The sequence below is a fragment of the Sideroxydans lithotrophicus ES-1 genome, from assembly GCF_000025705.1.
GTDB classification, from domain to species: Bacteria; Pseudomonadota; Gammaproteobacteria; order Burkholderiales; family Gallionellaceae; genus Sideroxyarcus; species Sideroxyarcus lithotrophicus.
Window position 1 is genome coordinate 584,180 of sequence record NC_013959.1, and the last position, 20,553, is coordinate 604,732.

20 protein-coding genes are annotated in these 20,553 nt (G+C 57.2%); 4 read left to right on the forward strand and 16 right to left on the reverse strand.

Features of this window, described 5'->3' with window-relative positions; genetic code table 11:
* Nucleotide 1: 1 nt before the first annotated feature.
* Nucleotides 2-1,228, forward strand: a complete 1,227-nt coding sequence (flgL, locus tag SLIT_RS02865; protein ID WP_013028714.1) for a flagellar hook-associated protein FlgL — start codon at nt 2-4, stop codon at nt 1,226-1,228.
* Nucleotides 1,229-1,389: 161 nt separating this feature from the next.
* Nucleotides 1,390-2,796, forward strand: coding sequence for a tetratricopeptide repeat-containing glycosyltransferase family protein (locus tag SLIT_RS02870; protein WP_013028715.1), 1,407 nt, complete (start codon nt 1,390-1,392; stop codon nt 2,794-2,796).
* On the opposite strand, the gene SLIT_RS02875 is transcribed toward SLIT_RS02870, so the two are convergent.
* Together SLIT_RS02875 and SLIT_RS02880 are read right to left on the reverse strand one after the other, a co-directional pair.
* Complete coding sequence (locus tag SLIT_RS02875; RefSeq protein WP_013028716.1) at nt 2,773-3,543, reverse strand: ABC transporter permease; 771 nt, start codon at nt 3,541-3,543, stop codon at nt 2,773-2,775. The genes SLIT_RS02870 and SLIT_RS02875 overlap by 24 nt on opposite strands.
* A gap of 10 nt (nt 3,544-3,553) precedes the next feature.
* Nucleotides 3,554-4,369, reverse strand: coding sequence for an ABC transporter ATP-binding protein (locus SLIT_RS02880; RefSeq protein ID WP_013028717.1), 816 nt, complete (start codon nt 4,367-4,369; stop codon nt 3,554-3,556).
* 45 nt (nt 4,370-4,414) lie between these two features.
* Here SLIT_RS02880 and SLIT_RS02885 point away from each other — a divergent pair, with 45 nt between their 5' ends.
* Together SLIT_RS02885 and SLIT_RS02890 are read left to right on the forward strand one after the other, a co-directional pair.
* Nucleotides 4,415-5,659: a DUF2252 domain-containing protein gene (locus SLIT_RS02885; RefSeq protein ID WP_013028718.1), complete on the forward strand. Its 1,245-nt coding sequence runs from the start codon at nt 4,415-4,417 to the stop codon at nt 5,657-5,659.
* Nucleotides 5,660-5,688: 29 nt separating this feature from the next.
* Nucleotides 5,689-6,999, forward strand: a complete 1,311-nt coding sequence (locus tag SLIT_RS02890; RefSeq protein ID WP_013028719.1) for a tetratricopeptide repeat protein — start codon at nt 5,689-5,691, stop codon at nt 6,997-6,999.
* Here the strand turns inward: SLIT_RS02890 and ubiT are convergent.
* The 14 genes from ubiT to fliJ all read right to left on the reverse strand — a co-directional run bounded on the left by ubiT (nt 6,980) and on the right by fliJ (nt 20,547).
* Complete coding sequence (ubiT, locus tag SLIT_RS02895) at nt 6,980-7,429, reverse strand: ubiquinone anaerobic biosynthesis accessory factor UbiT (protein ID WP_013028720.1); 450 nt, start codon at nt 7,427-7,429, stop codon at nt 6,980-6,982. The genes SLIT_RS02890 and ubiT overlap by 20 nt on opposite strands.
* Nucleotides 7,430-7,616: 187 nt before the next feature.
* Nucleotides 7,617-8,510: a U32 family peptidase gene (locus tag SLIT_RS02900; RefSeq protein WP_013028721.1), complete on the reverse strand. Its 894-nt coding sequence runs from the start codon at nt 8,508-8,510 to the stop codon at nt 7,617-7,619.
* Nucleotides 8,511-8,514: 4 nt separating this feature from the next.
* Complete coding sequence (ubiU, locus tag SLIT_RS02905) at nt 8,515-9,528, reverse strand: ubiquinone anaerobic biosynthesis protein UbiU (protein WP_013028722.1); 1,014 nt, start codon at nt 9,526-9,528, stop codon at nt 8,515-8,517.
* A 287-nt stretch (nt 9,529-9,815) separates the two neighbouring features.
* Nucleotides 9,816-11,771 (reverse strand): EAL domain-containing protein, encoded by a 1,956-nt coding sequence (locus SLIT_RS15510; RefSeq protein ID WP_150102925.1) that lies wholly within the window; start codon nt 11,769-11,771, stop codon nt 9,816-9,818.
* Nucleotides 11,755-13,932: an ATP-binding protein gene (locus tag SLIT_RS02915; protein WP_013028724.1), complete on the reverse strand. Its 2,178-nt coding sequence runs from the start codon at nt 13,930-13,932 to the stop codon at nt 11,755-11,757. The genes SLIT_RS15510 and SLIT_RS02915 overlap by 17 nt, the downstream gene beginning before the upstream one ends.
* A gap of 573 nt (nt 13,933-14,505) precedes the next feature.
* Entirely contained in the window at nt 14,506-15,294 is a 789-nt protein-coding gene (gene fliR, locus SLIT_RS02920; protein WP_013028725.1) for a flagellar biosynthetic protein FliR, read from the reverse strand.
* Nucleotides 15,295-15,298: 4 nt separating this feature from the next.
* On the reverse strand, nt 15,299-15,568 hold the full coding sequence (gene fliQ / locus SLIT_RS02925; RefSeq protein ID WP_013028726.1) for a flagellar biosynthesis protein FliQ: 270 nt from the start codon (nt 15,566-15,568) through the stop codon (nt 15,299-15,301).
* Between the two features lie 10 nt (nt 15,569-15,578).
* Nucleotides 15,579-16,325: a flagellar type III secretion system pore protein FliP gene (gene fliP / locus SLIT_RS02930; protein WP_013028727.1), complete on the reverse strand. Its 747-nt coding sequence runs from the start codon at nt 16,323-16,325 to the stop codon at nt 15,579-15,581.
* Nucleotides 16,315-16,767, reverse strand: coding sequence for a flagellar biosynthetic protein FliO (gene fliO / locus SLIT_RS02935; protein ID WP_013028728.1), 453 nt, complete (start codon nt 16,765-16,767; stop codon nt 16,315-16,317). Before fliO ends, fliP begins: the two co-directional genes overlap by 11 nt.
* Nucleotides 16,768-16,780: 13 nt before the next feature.
* Nucleotides 16,781-17,188, reverse strand: a complete 408-nt coding sequence (gene fliN / locus SLIT_RS02940) for a flagellar motor switch protein FliN (protein ID WP_013028729.1) — start codon at nt 17,186-17,188, stop codon at nt 16,781-16,783.
* Entirely contained in the window at nt 17,181-18,182 is a 1,002-nt protein-coding gene (fliM, locus tag SLIT_RS02945; protein WP_013028730.1) for a flagellar motor switch protein FliM, read from the reverse strand. Before fliM ends, fliN begins: the two co-directional genes overlap by 8 nt.
* 15 nt (nt 18,183-18,197) lie before the next feature.
* Nucleotides 18,198-18,827: a flagellar basal body-associated protein FliL gene (locus tag SLIT_RS02950; protein ID WP_013028731.1), complete on the reverse strand. Its 630-nt coding sequence runs from the start codon at nt 18,825-18,827 to the stop codon at nt 18,198-18,200.
* 92 nt (nt 18,828-18,919) lie between these two features.
* Nucleotides 18,920-20,068 carry a flagellar hook-length control protein FliK gene (locus tag SLIT_RS15045; RefSeq protein WP_013028732.1) on the reverse strand — a complete coding sequence of 383 codons (1,149 nt, stop codon included), beginning with the start codon at nt 20,066-20,068 and terminating at the stop codon, nt 18,920-18,922.
* Between the two features lie 17 nt (nt 20,069-20,085).
* Nucleotides 20,086-20,547, reverse strand: a complete 462-nt coding sequence (gene fliJ / locus SLIT_RS02960; RefSeq protein WP_013028733.1) for a flagellar export protein FliJ — start codon at nt 20,545-20,547, stop codon at nt 20,086-20,088.
* Nucleotides 20,548-20,553 lie beyond the last annotated feature (6 nt).

Here is a 20,553-nt window from a genome sequence, read left to right on the forward strand (position 1 = left end):
CATGCGCATCAGCACCAGCTCGATCTATAACGCCAACATCTCCAGCCTCGATACCCTGCAGGTGCAGATCGCACAGACCACGCAACAGATCTCGAGCGGGCAGCGCATCCTCGATCCCTCCATGGATCCGGTCGGCGCGGCACGCGCGATCGAACTGACCTTGTCCAATTCGACGAATACGCAATACGGAGCCAACAATACCGCTGCCACCAATAGCCTGTCACTGTCGGACGGCATCCTGCAGAGCGTGACGTCGCTGCTACAAAGCGCCCACGACACGGCAGTGACCGGGGCGGGTGGCAACTCGCTGAGCGATACCAACCGCAAGGCATTGGCGACCGACTTGCAGGGGCGTTTGAACGACCTGCTCGGTTTGGCGAACAGCACCGACGGCAACGGCAATTATCTGTATTCCGGTGCGCAGGGCAGCGTGCAACCCTTCGTCAATACTGCAGGCGGCGTGGTCTATCAGGGCGACGATGTGCAGCGCAAGATGCAGGTGGCGCCGTCGCGCCAGATCTCCAGCAGCGATTCGGGTGCCGATATCTTCATGCGCATACGCAACGGCAACGGGATTTTCCAGGCCGCTCTCGGGGCTGCCAACACCGGCTCGGGCACCATCAGCCAGGGCGTGGTGACCAATGCCGCCCTGTACAGCAGCAACAGCTATCAGGTCACCTTTGGTGCGGGCGGAACGACATACAGCATCACCGATGTCACCGCCGGACCGCCCGGTGTCGCCGTTCCCGGCCAGACCGGCGTGGCTTACGCCAGCGGGCAGGCCATCAGTTTCAACGGCATCCAGTTCAGCATCACCGGCACGCCGGCTGCAGGCGATACTTTCAACGTCACGCCGAGCAAGAACCAAAGCGTGTTCGATACGCTCAACAACCTCATCACGGCATTGAATACCCCGCTTGCAGGAGCTAGCGCGGCTACCATAGCCGCCAACAGCCAGGCGATGAGCGACGGTATAAACGCACTGAACCAGGACCTGAACAGCGTGCTGGGTGTACGCGCCACAACAGGCTCGCGCCTGAACGAGCTGACTGCCTTGCAGTCCACCGGGACAGACCTCGGGCTGCAATACCAGAAAACGCTGTCGACCATCCAGGACACCGACTACAACAAGGCCATCACCGACCTGTCGCAGCAGAAGCTGATCCTGCAAGCGGCACAACAGTCGTTCGCCCAAGTGTCGAAATTGTCGCTGTTCAATTACATCTGATCCATTCCTGTTTCCAGAACGGCGCGCAACTCCATTGCGCGCCGTTTTCTATTTAGCGATCAGCGAGGAAACAAGTCAGACCCGGATTGGTTAGAATAAGCAGACGCTAGTTGGGTGCACGAAATATTTTGCCGACTTACTGATTCTCAAATCATCGGGCCATGATCGACAAGGAACGGACTGAAGCGGAAGCGCTATTCTTTCAGGGTACCAGCTGCATGCAGGCCGGCGATGATGCCGCTGCCGAAGACTGCTTCAGGGAAGCGCTGCGCATCGTGCCTGACTTTGCAGAGGCTTATGCCAATCTGGGACTGCTGCTGGAAAAGAAGGGCGACCTGGCGGCAGCGGAACAAAACTACCGGCGTTCCATCGAGCTCAACCCTGCCCACCCTGAAACCCATCTGAATCTTGGTGCGCTGCTGGCGTATATGAAGCGCTTCAACGAGGCCGAACTCGCCTATATGCAGGCGATCCTGCTCAGGCAGGATAGTCCCGCCGGCTGGTCGAATCTGGGCGTGCTCTACGCCTGCATGAAGCGGGAGGAAGAAGCCGAGCGGTGCTACCGCACGGCGCTGGCACTGGACGATTCATACAGGACGGCGCGTTTCAATCTCAGCTATCTGTTGCTGCGTCAAGGCAGGTTCGAGGAAGGATGGCCCTGCCTGGATGCGCGCAACTGGCTCACCGAACTGGCAAGACATCTTGCTTGCCCCCGCTGGCAGGGCGAGAGCCTGATCGGGAAATCCATATTGATCGGTTATGAGGCAGGACATGGCGACATGATCCAGTTTTGCCGCTACGCCGCAGTGCTGAAAAGGCAGGGGGCGACATCGATCACCCTGATCTGCCACCCGGCACTGAAGACCTTGTTCTCTTCTCTGGAAGACGTAGATAGCGTTATCGCACTGGATGAACCGATACCTTCTTCCGGGTGGGATTTCTGGACTCCTTTGCTGAGCATTCCCCGCTACTGCGATACGCGCATCGATTCCATACCGGCAAACATCCCCTATCTGTTTGTTCCGGAGGAAGCGATGGAGAAGTGGGGGACGCTGTTGCCCCAAGACGGTCTTCGTGTCGGCCTGGTTTGGAAAGGCAATCCGTTATTTGAAAATGATGCCGACCGCTCCTTGCCGGGACTCGATATGCTGGTTCCATTGGCGGCAGTGCCCGGTGTGCGTTTCATCAGCCTGCAAAAAGGTGCTGGCGAAGCGGAGGCGTTGGCACCGCCGGCAGGATTGCCGATCACCCACATCGGTTCGCAGCTGGCAGATTTCGCCGATACCGCCGCGGTGGTGATGAATCTGGACCTGGTCATCTGTGTCGATACCGCGATCGCGCACCTTGCGGGCGCGCTGGGCAAGCCATGCTGGGTCTTGCTGCCGGACTACAAGCCGGACTGGCGCTGGATGGCAGAACGCAGCGATTCGCCCTGGTATCCCGGAACCATGCGGCTCTTCCGCCAACCGGCGATGGGCGACTGGAAATCGGTCATCGTGGAGCTGGTTGCTGCACTGGAACAATGGCAACGCCAGCAGGCGGCCTTATTCGGCCAGCGTGGGATATAACCTCACGGCAATGTAAAGCAGGGCGCCAAACGTGCCGAACATGACGGCGAAATCCACCGTGTAGCCGTGGATGCTCTCCCCGCCTGTGATCATGAGGCCGCGCAAGGCGTCGATCAGGTAAGTGAGCGGATTGATCTGGGCGATGACGCGCAGCCACTCGGGCATGATCTCCAGCGGATAGATCGCGTTGCTGGCAAAGAACATGGGCATGGTCAGCAGCTGGCCGATACCCATGAATCGCTCGCGAGTCTTCACGATGCAGGCGATGACGAGCGAGAAGGTGGCGAATATCCCCGACCCCAGCATCACGCTGGCCAGCACGGCGAAAACGGATACTGGATCCAACTTGAGGGAAACATGCATCAGCAGTGCGATGAGATAGATGACCGTTGCCTGCAGGATGCCGCGAAACCCTGCAGCCAGAGCCTTGCCGAAGACCAGCGAGATGCGCCGTGCCGGACTTGCGAGCAGTTTGTGCACCACACCCAGGTCGCGTTCCCATATGATCCCTATGCCGTAGAAGATCGCGCTGAACAGCACGCTTTGCGCGAGTATCCCCGGTGTGATGAATGCCAGGTAGCTCAGCTGTCCGGTCTGTATGCCGCGAACCTGCGCGAGCACCTGCCCGAACACCACCAGCCACAGTACCGGCTGTATCGCGCGCGAGACGACTTCGGTCGGATCGCGCACGAGCTTGAGCAACTCGACTTCCACGATCGCGCTGCTCTCCCGTATGAATCGCTTCATCTGTTCATCCCTAGCCCAGACGCTGTGCGGTCCTGCGGGTCTGGGCGACTTCGCGGAAAGTCCCGCTCTCCTGTATCGAGCCGCCGGCATAATGCGCGAACACGTCATCCATGGAGACGCCCTCTCCCAATCCGGCGCGCAATTCGGAAGGCTGGCCGACCACGCTGATCCTGCCCCTGTGCAGGATCGCCAGACTGTCGCAGAGCTCCTCGGCTTCTTCCATGTCATGGGTGGTGATCAATACCGTCATGCCATAGTCACGCCTGAGATCCAGCAGGCGATCCCACACGATATGGCGGGCGACGGGATCGAGCCCGATGGTCGGTTCGTCCAGGAACAGGATCGCAGGGCGGTGCAGCATGGCTTGGGCAAGTTCGAGCCGGCGGATCATGCCGCCGGAATAGGTACGTACCAGCTTGCGAGCAGAATCGACCAGCCCCATGAACTCAAGAGCGTTCTTGATGCGGTCCTCCCGCTCCGTGTCGGGTATGCCATACAGTTTGGCCGACAAGCGCAGATTCTCGTAGCCGGTCAGCGCGCCATCGGCCGACACGAGTTGTGATACATAGCCGATGCAACGCCTGACCTCAGCCGGGGAACCGAGAATATCGAAGCCGCCGACTTTGGCCGTGCCGGATGTCGGCATCAGCAGGGTGGTGAGCATCTTGATCAGGGTGCTCTTTCCTGCGCCGTTCGCGCCGAGCAGCCCGAATATCTGGCCATAAGGAACACTCAGTTCGATCTGGTCCACGGCAGTCAGGTTGCCGAACTTGCGCGTCAGCTCGGTCGTGTTGATGGCAAAACTGTCAGACCCGGGAGTGTTCATGAATGTATATTATGTGCACAGCGTCTTCATGCTAGCCCGAGCCTAATGAACAAGCAACCTACATCGAATCCCATATCCGTCGCCGATGCGGTCTTCGGCAACAACGCCGGGCGCGATCCCGGCCTGGTCGCCATGAAGTACGCCAAGATGGCGCAAAGCCCGTTCATCTTCCTGCGCGGCGCCTGCCACCTGTTCTACGATAACTTGCCGGACTCGCCGCTCTTCCGCGACGCGCCTCTGGCCTGGTGCTGCGGCGACCTGCATTTCGAGAATTTCGGCAGCTACAAGGGCGACAACCGCCTGGTCTATTTCGACATCAACGATTACGACGAAGCTGCGCTGGCACCCGTCACCTGGGACATGGTGCGATTGCTGACCAGCATCCAGTGCGGTGCCGAGGCGCTCAATGCGACCCAGGACGAGGCATTGGCAGTCAGCCAGAGCTGCCTGCAGGCTTACCGCGATGCGCTCGTCAACGGCAAACCGCTGTGGGTCGAACGCGAAACCTCAGGCGGTCTTGTGCATGCGCTGTTGTCCACTTTGCAGGATCGCGAACGCGGCGCGTTCCTCGACAAGCGCACGATACGCAAGTCGCACCGGCGCAGCCTGCTGGTGGACGGAGTGAAGGCATTGCCGGCATCCGACACGCAGAAGGAACTCGTTGCCGGGTTCATGGCGGATTTTGCCGCCACCCAGCCCAACCGGGAATTCTTCGAAGTGATCGACATCGCCCGCCGCATCGCCGGAACCGGCAGTCTCGGTGTCGAGCGGTTCGTGGTGCTGGTGGAAGGCAAGGGCTCCCCCGATGGCAACTACCTGCTCGACATCAAGGAAGCCAGGCCATCGGCGCTGTCGCCGCACCTTGCCCGTCTCGGCATCAGGCAAGCGGCCTGGACGGACGAGGCGGTCCGGGTAGTGACGGCGCAGAACCGGATGCAGGCGGTCAACCATGCATTCCTTCATGCGGTGAGGCTTGGCGAACTGCCCTGTATCCTGAAAGGGTTGCAGCCCACGGAAGACCGGGTTTCCATCGGTACGTGGGGCAAGAAGCTGGATCGGCTCAAGGAGGTCGTTGAAACCATGGGGCGCATCCTGGCCTGGGATCAGTTGCGTGCCTGCGGGCGTGCTGGCGCAGCCACTGCCGATGAATTGATCGCCTTTGCACAACGCGACGACTGGATGAAAGAGATGCTGGATGCGGCGCGGTTCATGACACAGACAACACGGCAACAATGGAAAGAGTTCACGGCAGCATTGGATGGCCGGCAATCGCCGGTACCTGCTCCATGATCCGATAACGGCAGTTTGCAGAGATTCCCATGACTGAGCAACCGAATACCGCCCCGCTGTTTTCTGCAGCACAGCGCAAACATCTCGATGGCGATCTGGAATCTGCCGAAGCGCTGTACCGGGAGATCATCCAGGCAGACCCCGGGAATGCGCAAGCCATGCATTATCTGGGATATCTGCTGCAACAAACCGATCGCCTGGCAGAGGCGCATGAGCAGCTTGCTGCTGCGATCGCGCTTGATGATCGCCATTCCGAATGGCATTTCAATCTGGGTATCGTGCTTTCGAAACAGGGTCAAGCCGCTGCGGCTGCGGAGGCGTTCAGCAAAGCCGTTGTCATCGACCCAGGCAAGTATTTCTATTGGACCAACTTGGGGGCTGCATGCGAATCGAATCAGGAATGGGTCATAGCCGAGCAATGCTACCAGGCGGCGATCGACATCGATCCGGATTGCCCGGACGCCTTCTTCCTGATGTCTGCATTGTGTTTGAAGCTGGAACGTTTCCAGGAAGCGCAGCATTTCAATTATCGAGGCATTGTCGTCAGTCCGGCAGGCAGCAAACCAAAGGTGGTAGTGGGCCAGGCGCTGTATGAGCTGGGCAGGGTAGACGATGCGATCGCGTTGCTCGAGGACTGGCTGGTGGAAGAGCCGGGCAATCCGGTAGCGACACATTTGCTGGCTGCCTATCGCGGTCGGCAGATTCCGGCACAATGCAGCAATCCGTATGTCGAACAGACGTTCGATGAATTCGCGAACAGTTTCGAGAACGTCCTGGGCAGGTTGAAATATTGCGGCCCGCAATTGGTGCAAGACTTCGTGGCCGGGCTCGACATCCCTGCTGCCAGTTTGAGTGCACTGGATCTGGGTTGCGGTACCGGATTGATAGGCGAGGTGCTAAAACCCTATGCGCGTGAACTGGTCGGTGTCGATCTCAGTCAGGCAATGCTGGATCGTGCAGCTGCAAAGCGGATATATCGGCAAGTGCACAAGACCGACATCACAGAGTTCCTGCATGCCGGTCGCGAGCGATATGACCTGATCGCCTGCATGGACACATTCATCTATCTGGGACGGCTGGAAGAGGTGGCCGAACTGCTCTATCAAAACCTGGTACCTGGCGGCCTATTGATCTTCAGCACTGAAAAATTGTCCAATAGCTCCGGGCAGGATTACCGCTTGAACATCAGCGGCAGGTACAGCCACCACCAGGACTATCTGGACAGGATATTGCGTGACGCCGGGTTCGCGATGAAACAGATAAGGGATATGGCGATCAGGACTGAGTCGGGCTGCCCGATAGAGGGACAGTTCGTATGCGTCAGTCGGCCTGCTGGCTGAAGCCCGGCAATCCCCGCAACTGCGGCCACTCCACCGCATCCAGCATGTTCTTCACCACCAGGCCGAGTTCGGTATCGCCTTCGATCGACAGTTCGCGGTTGAAGAACAGCGTGTCGGGGTCTTCCTGGCGGGCGAGCATCTGCAGAAAGGCGGACAGGTTGGCGCGGAAACAAAGATCGGGTGATGCCGGTGCCGAAAACTGCGGGCGGAACAGGCCATCACGATAAGTGAAGCTGGCGCGACCGCCGGTATCCAGCACCTCGACCAGGAAGCTCCTGCCTTCCAGCAGTTCCAGGCTATCCAGCGGCAGCAGCTTCATCTTCGCTGCAGCGTTCAGTCCGGCCACCAGCGTCAGCGCGTGCGGCCATTGCGGCAGGCGGTGGCCGATGCGCGCCACCAGTGCGGGTAGCTTGAAGTTTGGGATGTTCATTTCATTCTCCTTGAGGGTGTTTGCTCGATTTGAAAAACAAAATTAGCCACAGAGAACACAGAGTTCACAGAGTTCACAGAGAGAGCATGTTGGGTGGTCCAACTTGCAACTGCACCTCTTGAGAAAAGCGAAAATCCTTGATCTCTGCGCATTCTCTGTGTCCTCTGTGGCTTGAATTGTGTTTTGTCTATCTGCGGCTGGGTGCCGTTTCATGCCGCGCGATGCCGGCATCGCCAAACCAGTAGCCGTCCACCAGCCCGTTGGCACTCCAGTCGTGCGTATCCGGCTGCGGCATTTCGCCTTTGCGCGCCGCATCGAAGGCAGCGATGATCTCGTTCATGTGTTGCGGCTGCGGACTGATGCGGATGATATCGATGTCCATCTGCAGCAGGTCTGGAACTTCATTGAGCAGGCTGTAACTCTGCGCCGACATGGTCTGGATGCCATTGATGGTCAGGAAGGACTGTCCTTCGCGTGTCTTCAGCATGATCCCTTCCGGGTGTTCCATGCACTTGAACTGACAGTCGTCCTTGTTCAGGTCGTAATGGCGCGCGGTGAAGCAGCGCGCCGAGAATGCCAGGGGAATCTTGCCATACACGAACACTTCGGTCTCGATGCCGGCAGGGCGTGCGTTGTGCAGCATCTCCACCAGCTTGCGGTCGGCTTCCAGCGGCGGCACCCAGCGTTGCATGCCGTAACGCGCGTAGGTCGCCAGCGTGTTTTCGTTGTAGATATTGAGGTGCGGCCCGGCGACGAAGGGGCGTCCGGCGGCGATGTTGACCGCGCCGAGGTCGTTGGCCTCGACCTTGCCGTTGGCCTCGTCCATCAGGCGGCGCAGCGCCTTCAGGTCGCTTTCCGATTCGAGCAGCGCCTGTGCCGAAACCACGACCTCCTTGCCTGCATCGGAAAGCTCGCGTGCGAGCGCGATCCAGTCGGTCACGCGCAACTGCTGGCGGCGCGAGCACACCACTTCGCCAACGTGGATGATGTCGATGGCCGGGTTCTGTGCCATCTCGGCATAAAAATCGAGTACGGTTTTCCTGGGCCAGAAATAGAGCAGGGGTCCGAGGGCGAGTTTCATCGTGCTACCTCCACGGCCTGCTGTAGGCCCCCAGTGTTGCCTGACTGCCTTCCGAGACCTTGGCCAGCTCCGCCTGCCATGCTGGCTGTACAAGGTAGCGCTCACCATCGCGGGCGAAGGCGTCCAGCGCGGCACGCATGGTCCTGGTGACCTGTGCGACATAGGTCGGGCTACGCTGGCGGCCTTCGACTTTGATCGCGGCGACGCCGATGCGTGCGATCTCCGGCAATATCTCCAGCACATTGAGGCTGGTCGGTTCTTCCAGCGCATAGTAGGTCGAGCCGTTCACCTCGAAACGCCCTTTGCATAGCGTTGGATATCCGGCGGCCTCGTTGTCGCCGAAACGGTCGATCAGAATGCCATTCAGCCGCGTCGACATCATGCCCGGCGATTTTTCCCATTTGACATACTTTGCTGGTGAGCAGGCGCCCACTGTGTTTGGCGATTCGCCGGTGGCGTAGGAGGAAAGCCAGCAGCGGCCTTCGTTCATCACGCACAGGCTGCCGAAGCCGAACACCTCGATCTCCACCGTCGTGTTGTTGATCACGTTCTCCACCTGCGCCAGCGTCAGCACACGCGGCAGCACTGCGCGGCGCACGCCGAATTCGCGCTGCGCGAAATTCACTGCTTCGTAACTGGTGGCCGAGCCCTGCACCGACAGATGCAGGCGCAGGCCGGGATGGCGTTTGGATGCGTAATCCAGCAGGCCGACGTCGGCGAGGATCACCGCATTGACGCCAAGTGCGGCGGCACCATCTACAGCGCGTTGCCAGTCGGCCACGCGCCCCGGCTGCGGAAAGGTATTGATGGCCATCAGCACTTCGCGCTTTTTCGTTTGTGCATAGTGGATGCCTTCGCGCAGCGCCTTGTCGTCGAAATTGAGGCCGGCGAAGTTGCGTGCGTTGGTATCGTTCTTGTAACCGAGATAAACGGCGTCGGCACCGTTATCGATAGCCGCTTTCAAGGCGGGCAGACTGCCTGCGGGGCAGACCAATTGAGGTGACTTCTCGGGCGACATGAACGTCTTTCGATGCAAGGGAGGTCAGTATAGTCATGAGGTGCAGCCTGCACTTGATTTCTGTCAATGTCTTGCGTGCCAAGCGAGCATGGTCGAGCAGATTGGTGGGGATAGATGATCGTTCCAGTGAAGATCTGTTTTGTGATGCGACATCATTGATTTATTAACGAATGGCCGTTGAAGCAGAGCGGTCGTTCAGCATTCCAGAAAACGGATATTCAGTGCGTCTGGAGGTCCAGGATTGGGTTTTTTATGTCATTCATTCTTCGGGGCGAAGCAGAACTGCCTTATGGATTTTCGTGAACAATAATGCCGATCGCAGGCAGCAGAGCCTTAAGGTCATTTAAACGGTTAATCGATAATTCGGAAAGAGTGTGTCCGGCCGACAAGATCAAAGTGCCATCTTTAAGTCGAACGCTTTCTTTCAGTGTCATTCCCGGGCGCAGCCTATGTAGCGAAAGATGATGTTGGCTCAAGTTCTCTCTTCTGTTGTGCACTCTGCTTCCAGTTTCTTTATGCTCATCTATAGTGATGGCAGCACCATCGTGAGAATAGGATGGATGACGTTCAGCGCGGGGTAAATTCTTTAATTCAGTCATGACCGCGTCATATGCAACCGGTGCACGAAGATGGAGGCGTTCCGAAAGGGCTTGGGTAATTTTTTCATGCACTACCGCAGGAATTATGGGTTTGACCAGGAAACCGTTTATATCCAGCGCGAATGCGGTGCCAAGCACTTCAGTTTGGGAGAATGAAGATACGACCACTATCCGGGTGTCATGCTTGGCATGAGTTTTCCCTGAACGAATCAATTGGACGAATTTCATGCCGTTCATTCCCGGCATATCCACATCGGTAATAATCAGATCGAACGTATTGGACTCAAGCAGTTTAATTGCAGATCGTGCGTTGTCTGCGCCGGTGATTTTGGTGAATCCGAAATCTCCAAGTACACGGACAAGGATCTTGCGTGTGAAATCGTCGTCATCCACGACCAGAATGTTCTTCTTGGTTTGATCCTGGGCGGATTTCCGCGGTATGGGGGCGGATTTATAGTTTGTCACAAAATCGTGGAATGCTCTGGCATCCATTGGCTTGGCGATGAAGTAGCCCTGCACCGTGTCACATCCCATACCGCTTAGCGTCTCCCAGTCTTGTTGTGTCTCAACCCCCTCAGCGACACTCTTGACCTGAAGTTTGTGTGCCATGTCGATGCTCGACTCGACAACGATACGCAGCGCATCGTTGTCGGCGAAATCCTTGACAAAAGACTTGTCGATTTTCAATTCGCTGAATGCGATGCGCGTGAGCTGCTGCAAGCTGGAATAACCGGTCCCATAATCGTCAATGGAAAGTGAGAATCCATTCATGCACAAACGCGCCAGATTTTCCAGAGCGCTTGCCGTATCAGTCATGGCTGAGGATTCGGTAATTTCAAGTACGATATATTGCGGCTCGACTCCCAGCTTGCGAACCGACTGGGTGATCCTGTCCGCCAATGCGGAATCATTCAATGAGACCAGAGAGAGATTGACAGAGACAGTAAGCAAGTGTCCCTTGTCGTGAAGAGCGCGGCACTCTGTCGCGGATTTTTCGAGCATCATGAAAGTCAGATCGTCAATATTGCCACTCTTTTCGAGTGGCGAAATAAAGGCATCGGGGGCGACCACGCCATGTTTCGGGTGATTCCAGCGCGCCAACGCTTCAGCCCCTACGATACGGCCAGTCTTCAAATCAACCTTGGGCTGAAAGAAAGGCATGAACTGATTTCCACGAATTCCATGCAATATTTCCTCAAGAGTAAAGTTCATTGAGGGAACAGGTCGGGATTCCTGCTTCGTGGAATTATCATATTTCGACAGCAGTTCCTTGAGATGAGTCAGCAAAATGGGTTTTTCAATTGCTCCAAGCAGCTGAATGCCATGCATCCTGGTCATTTTCCCGACCGAGGCCAGCAGCTTGCCATCCAATGCGCTGGTAATGATGATTGCGATATTGCTGTGCTCTTGGCTCAAATGCCGCAGAAATTCCATGCCATCCATTTCCGGCATATTCAAGTCGCAAAGTGCTACGTCAATCGACCTGGAAGAGCCATCGCTGTGGATAATTTCAAGTGCATGTCTGCCATTGCTGGCACCGGAAATTGAAGTTAACCCCAGCGAGCGCAGCATGTTTGACAGTGTCTGGCGCTGGAAGTCGTCATCCTCCACAATCAATACATTCAATTCACTGATCTGCATCATGTCGCCTCAGATTTTCTGTTGTCATCAAGGGATCAAGAAATACTTCCAACTGCCTGATCGTATCGTCCAAAGACCTTTTAGCTGCGCTTGCACCAGCCATGTCACCATCTCGCGCGGCTTGCTCGATCGTTGCGCAGGCTGTTGCAAGATCATGTGCTCCCACCATTCTGCTGGAGCCTTTCATTCGATGCGCCGCGCTTCCCACCTTGGTCAGGTCGCTTTGCTGCAGCATCTCCGCAAGCTTGGTGCTGTCTGCATGAATATGTGACTGGAAATCCTTCAGCACCTGTAATTGATCGGCACGATCTGTAACGACCATGTTCAAGACTGAGAAATCTATAGGCTCGGTTCGTCCGCTGCTCGCAGCATGCGGTGAAGATGGGTTAAGGACGCCATCTGCTCCAATGACGGATAGCCACTTTGCCAGCGTCTTCTTCAGCTGTGCCAAATTTGCTGGCTTGACCAGCAAATCATCCATGCCAGCGTGCTGGCAACGCTCTGCCTCCACTGCCTGTGCATTCGCCGTCCATGCGATGATCGGTGTGCGCGAGCGTTCTTTTTCAGCCTCAATTCTGCGAATCTCCTGAGAAAGTCCATAGCCATCCATGCTTGGCATATGGCAATCGGTGATGACCAGCGCATAATTCCCATCTCGCCACATCGATAATGCTACCTGCCCGTTCTCTGCTGTTTCGGACCGAAGACCGAGCAGCTTGATCTGTCGTGCAAGCAGGTCGCGATTGGTCGGATGGTCGTCCACGGCAAGTACCAGCGGTGCGTTCACGCTGTCAGTAAACAAGGGGGGCACTTCCCTATGCTTCACTTCCGGATGAATGCTCTGCACAATCTCTCCTGGCACACCGGAAACGGGCAGGGTCAGCGTGATGCTGAAGATGGATCCCAGTCCCGGCTCGCTCTTCAGTCCGATCTGCCCGTCCATCATTTCCGTGAGACGTCGACAGATCGCCAGACCCAGTCCGGTTCCTCCATACATTCGGGCGGTGTCGGCACTCTCCTGTCGGTATCGCTGGAACAAGTGCTTTTGGACTTCCTTGGCGATGCCTATGCCCGTATCCTTGACGGAGAAACGTATCCGCTCACCACTATCAAGTCGCTCGATCAGTTCGGCACTCAACTCGATTTCACCGTACTGCGTAAACTTGATCGCGTTACTGACAAAGTTGTTCAGCACCTGTGACAACCGCAATGGGTCGACGATGTGAGCCGCACTAATGCGTGGATCGACACGCCGGCAAAGGATCAGGGTCTTTGCGCTGGCTACGCGAGAATAGGTATTGACCACCTCTTGCAGAAGCTGGGGAATCGAAGTGGGGCGGAGCGAGAGTTCCAGCTTTCCTTCTTCGATCTTCGACCAATCGAGGATGTCGCTGACGATGCGTAACAGCCCCCTGCCGGAGTCCCAGGCTGTGTCCAGGGTCATGCGCTGCTCCATATCAAGTTGAGTCATGGAGAGCAACTCGAGCATTCCGAGCATTCCGGTCAGTGGTGTGCGGATCTCATGGCTCATGGTGGCCAGAAAGGAGTCTTTGGCGCGGTTGGCAGCAGCCAGTTCCGTCTCGCGCTGTTCAAGTTTCTGCATTGCAATCTTAAGCGCTCGGTTGGCGTCCTTGACCTCGGATGCCCGGCGCATTACTTCCGCTTCCATGCGTTCTGCATGAGCCTCTATCTTTCCAAGTTGTTCCACCTTTTCCAGGTTGGCCCGTTCTCGCCCTAGAATAAATTCAGTCACGTCTTCTACATGATGAATGATGTAGGCAACGCTGCCATCGTCAGCAAATACCGGGGTGTTGACCGGGCTCCAGTACTTGACCTCGAAGCCGTCCCCGCCATCACGCCGGGGAATGTCGTATTTCTGCACGCCCATGGTATCCAATTGGCGGTCCGAGACGACACGATTGAGCGACATGTGCAGATCGCCAACGCCGCTCACGGACTTGTCATCTGGATTGTCGGGGAATATTTCAAAGAGGCCGTGGCCGATAATGGCATCGCGCTGAGTTCCCGTGGCGGACAGGTAGCGCTCGTTCACAGCCATAATGGTAAACACCTCATCCGGCCGTAAAATCAGGTAAGGATGCGGGCTTGCTTCAAACAACAATTTGAAGAATGAATCATGTTGCATCTCCGGGAGATGATTCATCGCTTCACTATAGATTGGATTTGGATGAAGGTTCCGCACACTTCCTTTTGGCGCCCAGAAACCGGCGAGGAGGAGGTGTCACAAGCAAAAAATCGCGTCGAAATCGGATTTTGAACTCTCATGCGGCCCATTTATTTTAAAGCCGAGATGGTGTCTCAGCCATGGTTCTCAAATGACTGTTAATTCACTTCCACTTTCTTCTCTGGAGCAACGTTCCCCGTCACGCAAAGCCTTTTCACCCTACCTGGAATTATTGACTAACTGTCAAGTAATTGTGAAAACCTAAGCATCAACTTTACTCCACAAATTTGTAGTTACAAATAGGCCAATGTATCTATATATCTGGATATTCCTCGCATGGGTATTGCCGAGTTTTCGCAAATTGCGAAACATCCCGGAATGTCGAGAGCAAAGCATTGATCACATTTTTCTACTTGGAGGGCGCATGTGAACGGCGTTGACCGTTAGCTGTCTTGCCGGCTATTGATTTTGAACGTATCGACGCTGGAGTAAAAATGGTTTTGGCGGCGAAAAATTTGGGGGCTAGAATCTGTGCGCGGCAGGATGCCTGGCCTAGTGCCCACCCAGTTGCAGCATGATGCGCGATATGCTGTTCACTCCTTCATGGGTGAAATAATCCATCACTGGCGCAAGGTAAGGCAGTGTGAGCCACAGCGTCACGAAGCCGACGGCGATGGTGATGGGGAAGCCGACAGCGAAGATGTTGAGTTGCGGTGCGCTACGAGCGAGGATGCCAAGAGCGATATTGGTGATGAGCAGGGCGCCGATCAATGGCAGGGAGAATTGCAGCGCGTGGCTGAACAAGGAACCTCCCCATTCCGCCATGGTGCGGAAGGCATGGGCTGAGGGCACGGTCGCCCCTATCGGAAAATCCCGGAAGCTGTCTGCCAGAGCGACAAGCAAGTAGAGATGACCATTGGCAGCAAGGAAAGCCAGTGAAGCCAGGATGCCCAGGAATTGGGCGACGATGGGTGTGAAAGTGGCATTCACCGGGTCGTAAAAGCTGGCGAAGCCCAGGCCCATTTGCATTCCCGTGAGGTCCCCCGCCATTTCCACTGCGACAAAGATGAGCCGGATAGAGAAGCCGATGATGACTCCGGCGACGATCTGCTGCACCAACACGAACAGGCCTTGGGCCGATGCCGGATCGAGATTGGCCGGGATGTCGAGTGTCGGGGCAATGATGATGGTGATCGCGATCGCGAATCCGACCTTGATACGGGCGGGAACTTCCTTGATGCCATAGAGCGGCGAACTGGCGATGAGCGCGAGGATGCGGGCCAGCGGGAAGATGAAGGCGGCAAGCCAGGCGGAGAGTTGTGCGCTGGTGAAGCTGATCACGGCTTCACCCGACCAGGTAGGGGATGCTGCTGAACAGACGCGTTATGTAATCCAGGAGTATGCCGATCATCCACGGGCCGGAGATGATGAGGACGACGAACGCGCCGAGCAGCTTGGGGATGAACGACAGCGTGAGCTCGTTGATCTGTGTCGCGGCCTGGAAGATGCTGACGAGCAAGCCGATGATGAGCGCGGTGAGCAGCGGGGGCGCAGACACCATGATCGTCAACTCAAGTGCCTGCTGACCTATGGTCATTACCGATTCGGGGGTCACGATCCTCTCCTCAGGTATAGAAGCTCTGCACGAGCGAACCGATCAGCAGGTTCCAGCCGTCGGCCAGTACGAACAGCATGATCTTGAACGGCAGCGAGAAGACGGCGGGCGACACCATCATCATACCCATCGACATCAGTACACTGGCCACCACCATGTCGATGATGAGGAAGGGGATGAACACCACGAAACCGATCTGGAATGCGGTCTTCAGTTCGCTGGTGACATAGGCGGGGACCAGTATCTTCATCGGCACATCTTCAGCGCTCTGCAACGGTTCGCTGTTGGAGATGCGCACGAACAGGGCCAGGTCGGTCTCGCGTGTCTGCCGCAACATGAAGGCCTTGAGCGGCGCGCTGCCTTTTTCATAGGCTTGCTGCAGCGAGATCTTGTTTTCGCTGTAGGGCAGGTAGGCGTCGGAATATATCTTGTCGAATACCGGTGCCATGACGAAGAAGGTGAGGAACAGTGCCAGTCCGACCAATACCTGGTTCGGCGGCGATGACGGCGTGCCGATGGCGGAGCGCAACAGTCCCAGCACGATGATGATGCGCGTGAAGCCCGTCATCATCAGCAGGATGGCGGGCAGGAAAGTGAGCGAGGAGATCAGGATCAGCGTCTGCAGGCTGAGCGTGTAGGTCTGCCCGCCGCCGGGCGTGGGCGTGCTGTTCAGTGCGAGCAGTCCCGATTCTGCCGCGAATGCCGAGGTGCTCATCGCAAACAGCAATGCGAATGCGATCAGTTTCTTAGCGGACATTGCGCTTCTCCATCATCTGCTTCAGCCAGACCTGGAACTTGTTATCGTCGCCCGCTGCAGCATTCGATGCCGATACGGACGGCAACGAGCCTTTCGGCATGGAGTGCAGCGCGTTCACCTGTCCGGGAGCGACGCCGACCACCAGCCAGGTGTCGTTCACTTCCACCAGCACGATGCGCTCGCGCTGTCCGACGGCGACGCCGCTGATGACCTTGAGCGCGTTGCCTGCGCCTTGTTGCGGCAGGTTGATGCGTTTCAATATCCAGCCCACCAGCACGACTGCAGCCAGCACCAGCAGCAGGCTCAGGATGACTTGCAGCACGCTGCCGGACGATACCGCCGCTACCGGGGGAGGTACGAAAGCCGGGCGCGCAGTCTCTGCGGCCAGGGCGAACGGGGAGAAAGATGCTGCGGAAAAAGCAGCAAGGGGGCGAATGTGCATGATGGTTACCTTGTTACTTGTTAAGGCGCTGCAGTCGCTCCGACGGCGTGATGATGTCGGTAAGGCGGATACCCAGCTTGTCGTTCACCACCACGACTTCGCCCTGCGCGATCAGGAAGCCGTTGATCAATACGTCCAGCGGTTCGCCTGCCAATCCGGCCAGTTCGACCACCGAGCCTTGCGCCAGCTGCAACAGGTTCTTGATCGGCATCTTGGTGTGGCCAAGCTCCACGGTGAGCTTGACCGGGATATCGAGGATCATGTCCAGGTCGTTGTGTGCGGTAGCACCGCCCGCGCCGCCGAATTGTTCGAACACATGCGGCTGGACTGCGGGCTGTGCTACAGCATCTGCGCTGGTTTGTTCCGCCATGGCAGCGCCCCAGTCGTCGGCGCTGATTTGTTCTGTGGTCTCTTCAGCCATTTTTTCCTCCATTCAATGATTCGGCGTGTTCCGTCGCCAGCATCTTTTCAACTTTCAGCGCATATTGCCCGTTGGAAGAGCCATATTTGCATTCCATCACCGGTACAGTGTCGACCAGCACCTGGATCGTGTCTTCCACCTCCAGCGGGATGATGTCGCCTGCGCGCATCTTCAACACGTGTTCCACGTTGGTCGTGGCGTGGCCGAGTACGGCGGTGAGTTCGACCTCTGCCAGCTGGATCTGCCTGGAAAGCATGTGCAGCCAGCGTTTGTCGGCGATGACGTGATCGCCCTGCATGGTGCTGTAGAGCATTTCGCGGATCGGTTCGATCATCGCATAAGGCATGCAGATGTGGATGGAGCCGCCGACACCGGTGAACTCGACCTCGAACGTGGTCACCACGACCACCTCGTTCGGTGTGGCGATGTTGGCGAATTGCGGATTCACTTCCGAGCGTATGAACTCGAAGTCCAGTTTCTGTACGGTCTCCCAGGATTTGCCATAGGTCTGGAACACCACATCCAGCAGTTTCTGGATGATGCGATGTTCGGTCTGGGTGAATTCGCGTCCCTCTACCCGTGTATGGAAACGCCCGTCGCCGCCGAACAGGCTGTCCACGACCATGAACACCAGGTTCGGATCGAAGATGAACAGGGCACTGCCACGCAACGGCTTGACCTGTACCAGGTTCAGGTTGGCAGGGACGGGCAGGTTGCGGATGAACTCGGAGAACTTCATCACCCGCACCGGGCCGACGGATATCTCGGAGCTGCGGTGGATGAAGTTATATAGTGAAATGCGGAACAGGCGCGCGAAACGTTCGTTGATGATCTCCATGGTGGGCATGCGCCCACGCACGATGCGTTCCTGCGTCGCCATGTTGTAAGCGCGTACCCCTCCCTCCGGAGCGTCCGATTTGGACTCTTCGGCTTCGCCCGTCACGCCTCGCAGCAGCGAGTCGACTTCGTCCTGGGAGAGGAATTCCTTGCTCATGGCATCAACGTATCGTCATTGGATGATGAATGAAGTGAACAGCACGTCCACTACGCCTTTGGAGTCCGGCTCTGCGGCCTTTTCTGCCGGTGCCGCGGCAACCGTTGCGGATGCGGCGCCGGAGGCGGCATCCGCAACGCCGGCCTCGGGTTTCGGCGCTGCCGCGGTCGGTGTGGCTATGCCGAGCACGCCATTGGTTTCAGCGATGATCTCGGCGACCAGTTTTTTCTTGCCTTCCGAAGTCTGCAGCTCGGAAGGTTTCTTGCTGGAGAGCAGGAACAGCAGTTTGCTGCGGATCTCCGGCATCAAGGCTTTGATCTTTTCTTCCAGTTCCGGCTTCAATACTTTCAGCGTGATGCCAGCCTGCAGGTATTGGTCGCCTTCCTCGCGTTGCAGGTTGACCGTGAAATTCTCGCCCAGCGGGATGAATTTGGCTTCCACCGGAGTCTCGGCTTTTGCTGCTTCGGCGTGCCCGTCCGCGGGGCTCGAACCCCTGGTGAAGTACCAGGCTGCCCCACCTCCAACCGCTGCCAGCAACAGGACGATGCCGATGATCAGCATCTTTTTGCTTTTCGGTGGTGCAGCGACCGGGGTTTCTTCTTTCGCGGCCGGGGCTGCAGGTTTGGCAGGAGGTTTCGTCGCCATTTCACATTCCTTATCAGTTGGTTGGCATTATGGTGTTGATCTATCGCCGACCATTGGGGGAATAAGACGGGAAACCGGCCTTATTTCAACTGTCAGGCGAAGGTGTCCACTATACCGTTATGACGCGAGATTTGGGATACCCGGGGGGCGCTATTGCGCGCGACAGACGTGTCGCGGACGTCGTTGTTGGTCACGGCAGGCACGTATGGTGCATTGGATGACTGACCCTGATCGCGCGGCGCCTGGTCGCTGACCGTGGCATTGCCCAGCATGATGCCGTTGTCGGCCAGCATGTCGCGCAACTTGGGCATCGCCTGTTCGATCGCGTCGCGCACGGCTGCGTGGGGCGATGTGAACAGCGCCGTAGCCTGGTCGCCGCTGACCTTGATGACCACATCGAGCGGCCCCAGTTGCGGCGGATTGAGGTGCAGCTCGGCAGTCTGGTCCTTGTTGGAGGAGGCCAGCCAGGTGATCTTCTGGCTGAATTCGTCGCTCCATCTGTCCTGGGCGACCGGCGTATTGATCGCGACCTGGACCGGCTGGACGACAGCTGCGGCCATATTCGCGGCGGCGTTCTGCAGCGAAGCAAGTGCGGCCGCATTGGGCTGCGGTGCAGTTTGCGCGATCGACGACTCGCGCGCGGCAGCGCTCGACTCGATTCCGGCATTAGTGCGGTTGGAAGAGTCCGCGAGTGTCGAAGCAAAAGATTGTCCCTTGGCCTGAGCGTTGGGATTGATGCCTGTTGCCGCCGGTTGTGTGACGTCGGCTTTGACACTGGCTACGACATCCGATTTCGATGCGGCAAGTCCGCGCTTGTCCGGTGTCGCACTTGCCGTGATGGCGGCGTTGTCTGGCTTGCTGCCTGCATCCTTTGGCGTTGTGGTGCCAGTAGCGGCAGTATTCATGGCCTGAGGCAATAGCGCGGCCAGCATGTCGGTTGGCAGTGCAGTCGAGCTGTCCGGTGGAACGATGTCGGCTTTCCTGATTGCGGCCACATCCTTTTTGCTGTCGGCAGCCGTTTTTTTGCCATCGACAGGGCTGGTGCCCGTTTGCGCGAGCGCGTCGACGATGGCCTTGTCATCGGCCTTTGCGTCTTTCACGTTCGGGTTGCTGATCTGTCTCGCCAAGACATCTCCGAACGGCTGGCTGTTCTGGGCATCGCCAGTATCGGCAGCGTTTGTCGTCTGTTTGGAAGATGCGGCAGCTTGCGGCGTGCTGGCAGTGATAGGCAGGTTGGTCATGACATATGCTCCTGTGATTATTGCTTGTCGTCCTTGTTTGCCGAGCGGTACGCGGCGAAACGTCCGGTGTGTTCGTCTTGTGTACGTTGCTCGTTTTTGGCTTCCAGTTTTTTTTCCGCCTCGGCATGGCGCTGCGCCAGGGTGTCGAAGGATTTCATCTTGCGTGTGGCATCCATCAGTTCGGTGCGGCCGTTCTGCACGCCGGCCTTGGCCCTTTCGGCCACGGCAGTCTGTTGCTGGATTGCCTGATCCAGGCGGCCGATGAAATCCTGAAAATTCTTCATGTCGGCTGGTGCCATGCCGTTCTTTGCTGCTTCTTGGAATTTCAGCTGATAGTCCTTGCGATATTGCAGTAACGCATCCAGCTTCTGCTGCGCAGTCTGTTGCTGCTGGTTGAGCTGGCCGAGTTTCTTTGTGGCGGCATCATTCTTCTGTTGCGCCAGGTGAACCAGGGGTTGCAATGAAAAGGGTTTGATCATGTTCGT

Coding starts and splice junctions, on each gene's coding strand:
- fliN (WP_013028729.1), bottom strand. CDS start 17,188: ATGGCTGAAGAGACCACAGAACAAATCAGCGCCGACGACTGGGGCGCT.
- fliM (WP_013028730.1), bottom strand. CDS start 18,182: ATGAGCAAGGAATTCCTCTCCCAGGACGAAGTCGACTCGCTGCTGCGA.
- fliP (WP_013028727.1), bottom strand. CDS start 16,325: ATGTCCGCTAAGAAACTGATCGCATTCGCATTGCTGTTTGCGATGAGC.
- SLIT_RS02880 (WP_013028717.1), bottom strand. CDS start 4,369: ATGAACACTCCCGGGTCTGACAGTTTTGCCATCAACACGACCGAGCTG.
- fliO (WP_013028728.1), bottom strand. CDS start 16,767: ATGCACATTCGCCCCCTTGCTGCTTTTTCCGCAGCATCTTTCTCCCCG.
- ubiU (WP_013028722.1), bottom strand. CDS start 9,528: ATGTCGCCCGAGAAGTCACCTCAATTGGTCTGCCCCGCAGGCAGTCTG.
- SLIT_RS15510 (WP_150102925.1), bottom strand. CDS start 11,771: ATGATGCAGATCAGTGAATTGAATGTATTGATTGTGGAGGATGACGAC.
- SLIT_RS02885 (WP_013028718.1), top strand. CDS start 4,415: ATGAACAAGCAACCTACATCGAATCCCATATCCGTCGCCGATGCGGTC.
- SLIT_RS02875 (WP_013028716.1), bottom strand. CDS start 3,543: ATGAAGCGATTCATACGGGAGAGCAGCGCGATCGTGGAAGTCGAGTTG.
- SLIT_RS02890 (WP_013028719.1), top strand. CDS start 5,689: ATGACTGAGCAACCGAATACCGCCCCGCTGTTTTCTGCAGCACAGCGC.
- ubiT (WP_013028720.1), bottom strand. CDS start 7,429: ATGAACATCCCAAACTTCAAGCTACCCGCACTGGTGGCGCGCATCGGC.
- SLIT_RS15045 (WP_013028732.1), bottom strand. CDS start 20,068: ATGACCAACCTGCCTATCACTGCCAGCACGCCGCAAGCTGCCGCATCT.
- SLIT_RS02900 (WP_013028721.1), bottom strand. CDS start 8,510: ATGAAACTCGCCCTCGGACCCCTGCTCTATTTCTGGCCCAGGAAAACC.
- SLIT_RS02870 (WP_013028715.1), top strand. CDS start 1,390: ATGATCGACAAGGAACGGACTGAAGCGGAAGCGCTATTCTTTCAGGGT.
- flgL (WP_013028714.1), top strand. CDS start 2: ATGCGCATCAGCACCAGCTCGATCTATAACGCCAACATCTCCAGCCTC.
- SLIT_RS02915 (WP_013028724.1), bottom strand. CDS start 13,932: ATGAATCATCTCCCGGAGATGCAACATGATTCATTCTTCAAATTGTTG.
- fliJ (WP_013028733.1), bottom strand. CDS start 20,547: ATGATCAAACCCTTTTCATTGCAACCCCTGGTTCACCTGGCGCAACAG.
- SLIT_RS02950 (WP_013028731.1), bottom strand. CDS start 18,827: ATGGCGACGAAACCTCCTGCCAAACCTGCAGCCCCGGCCGCGAAAGAA.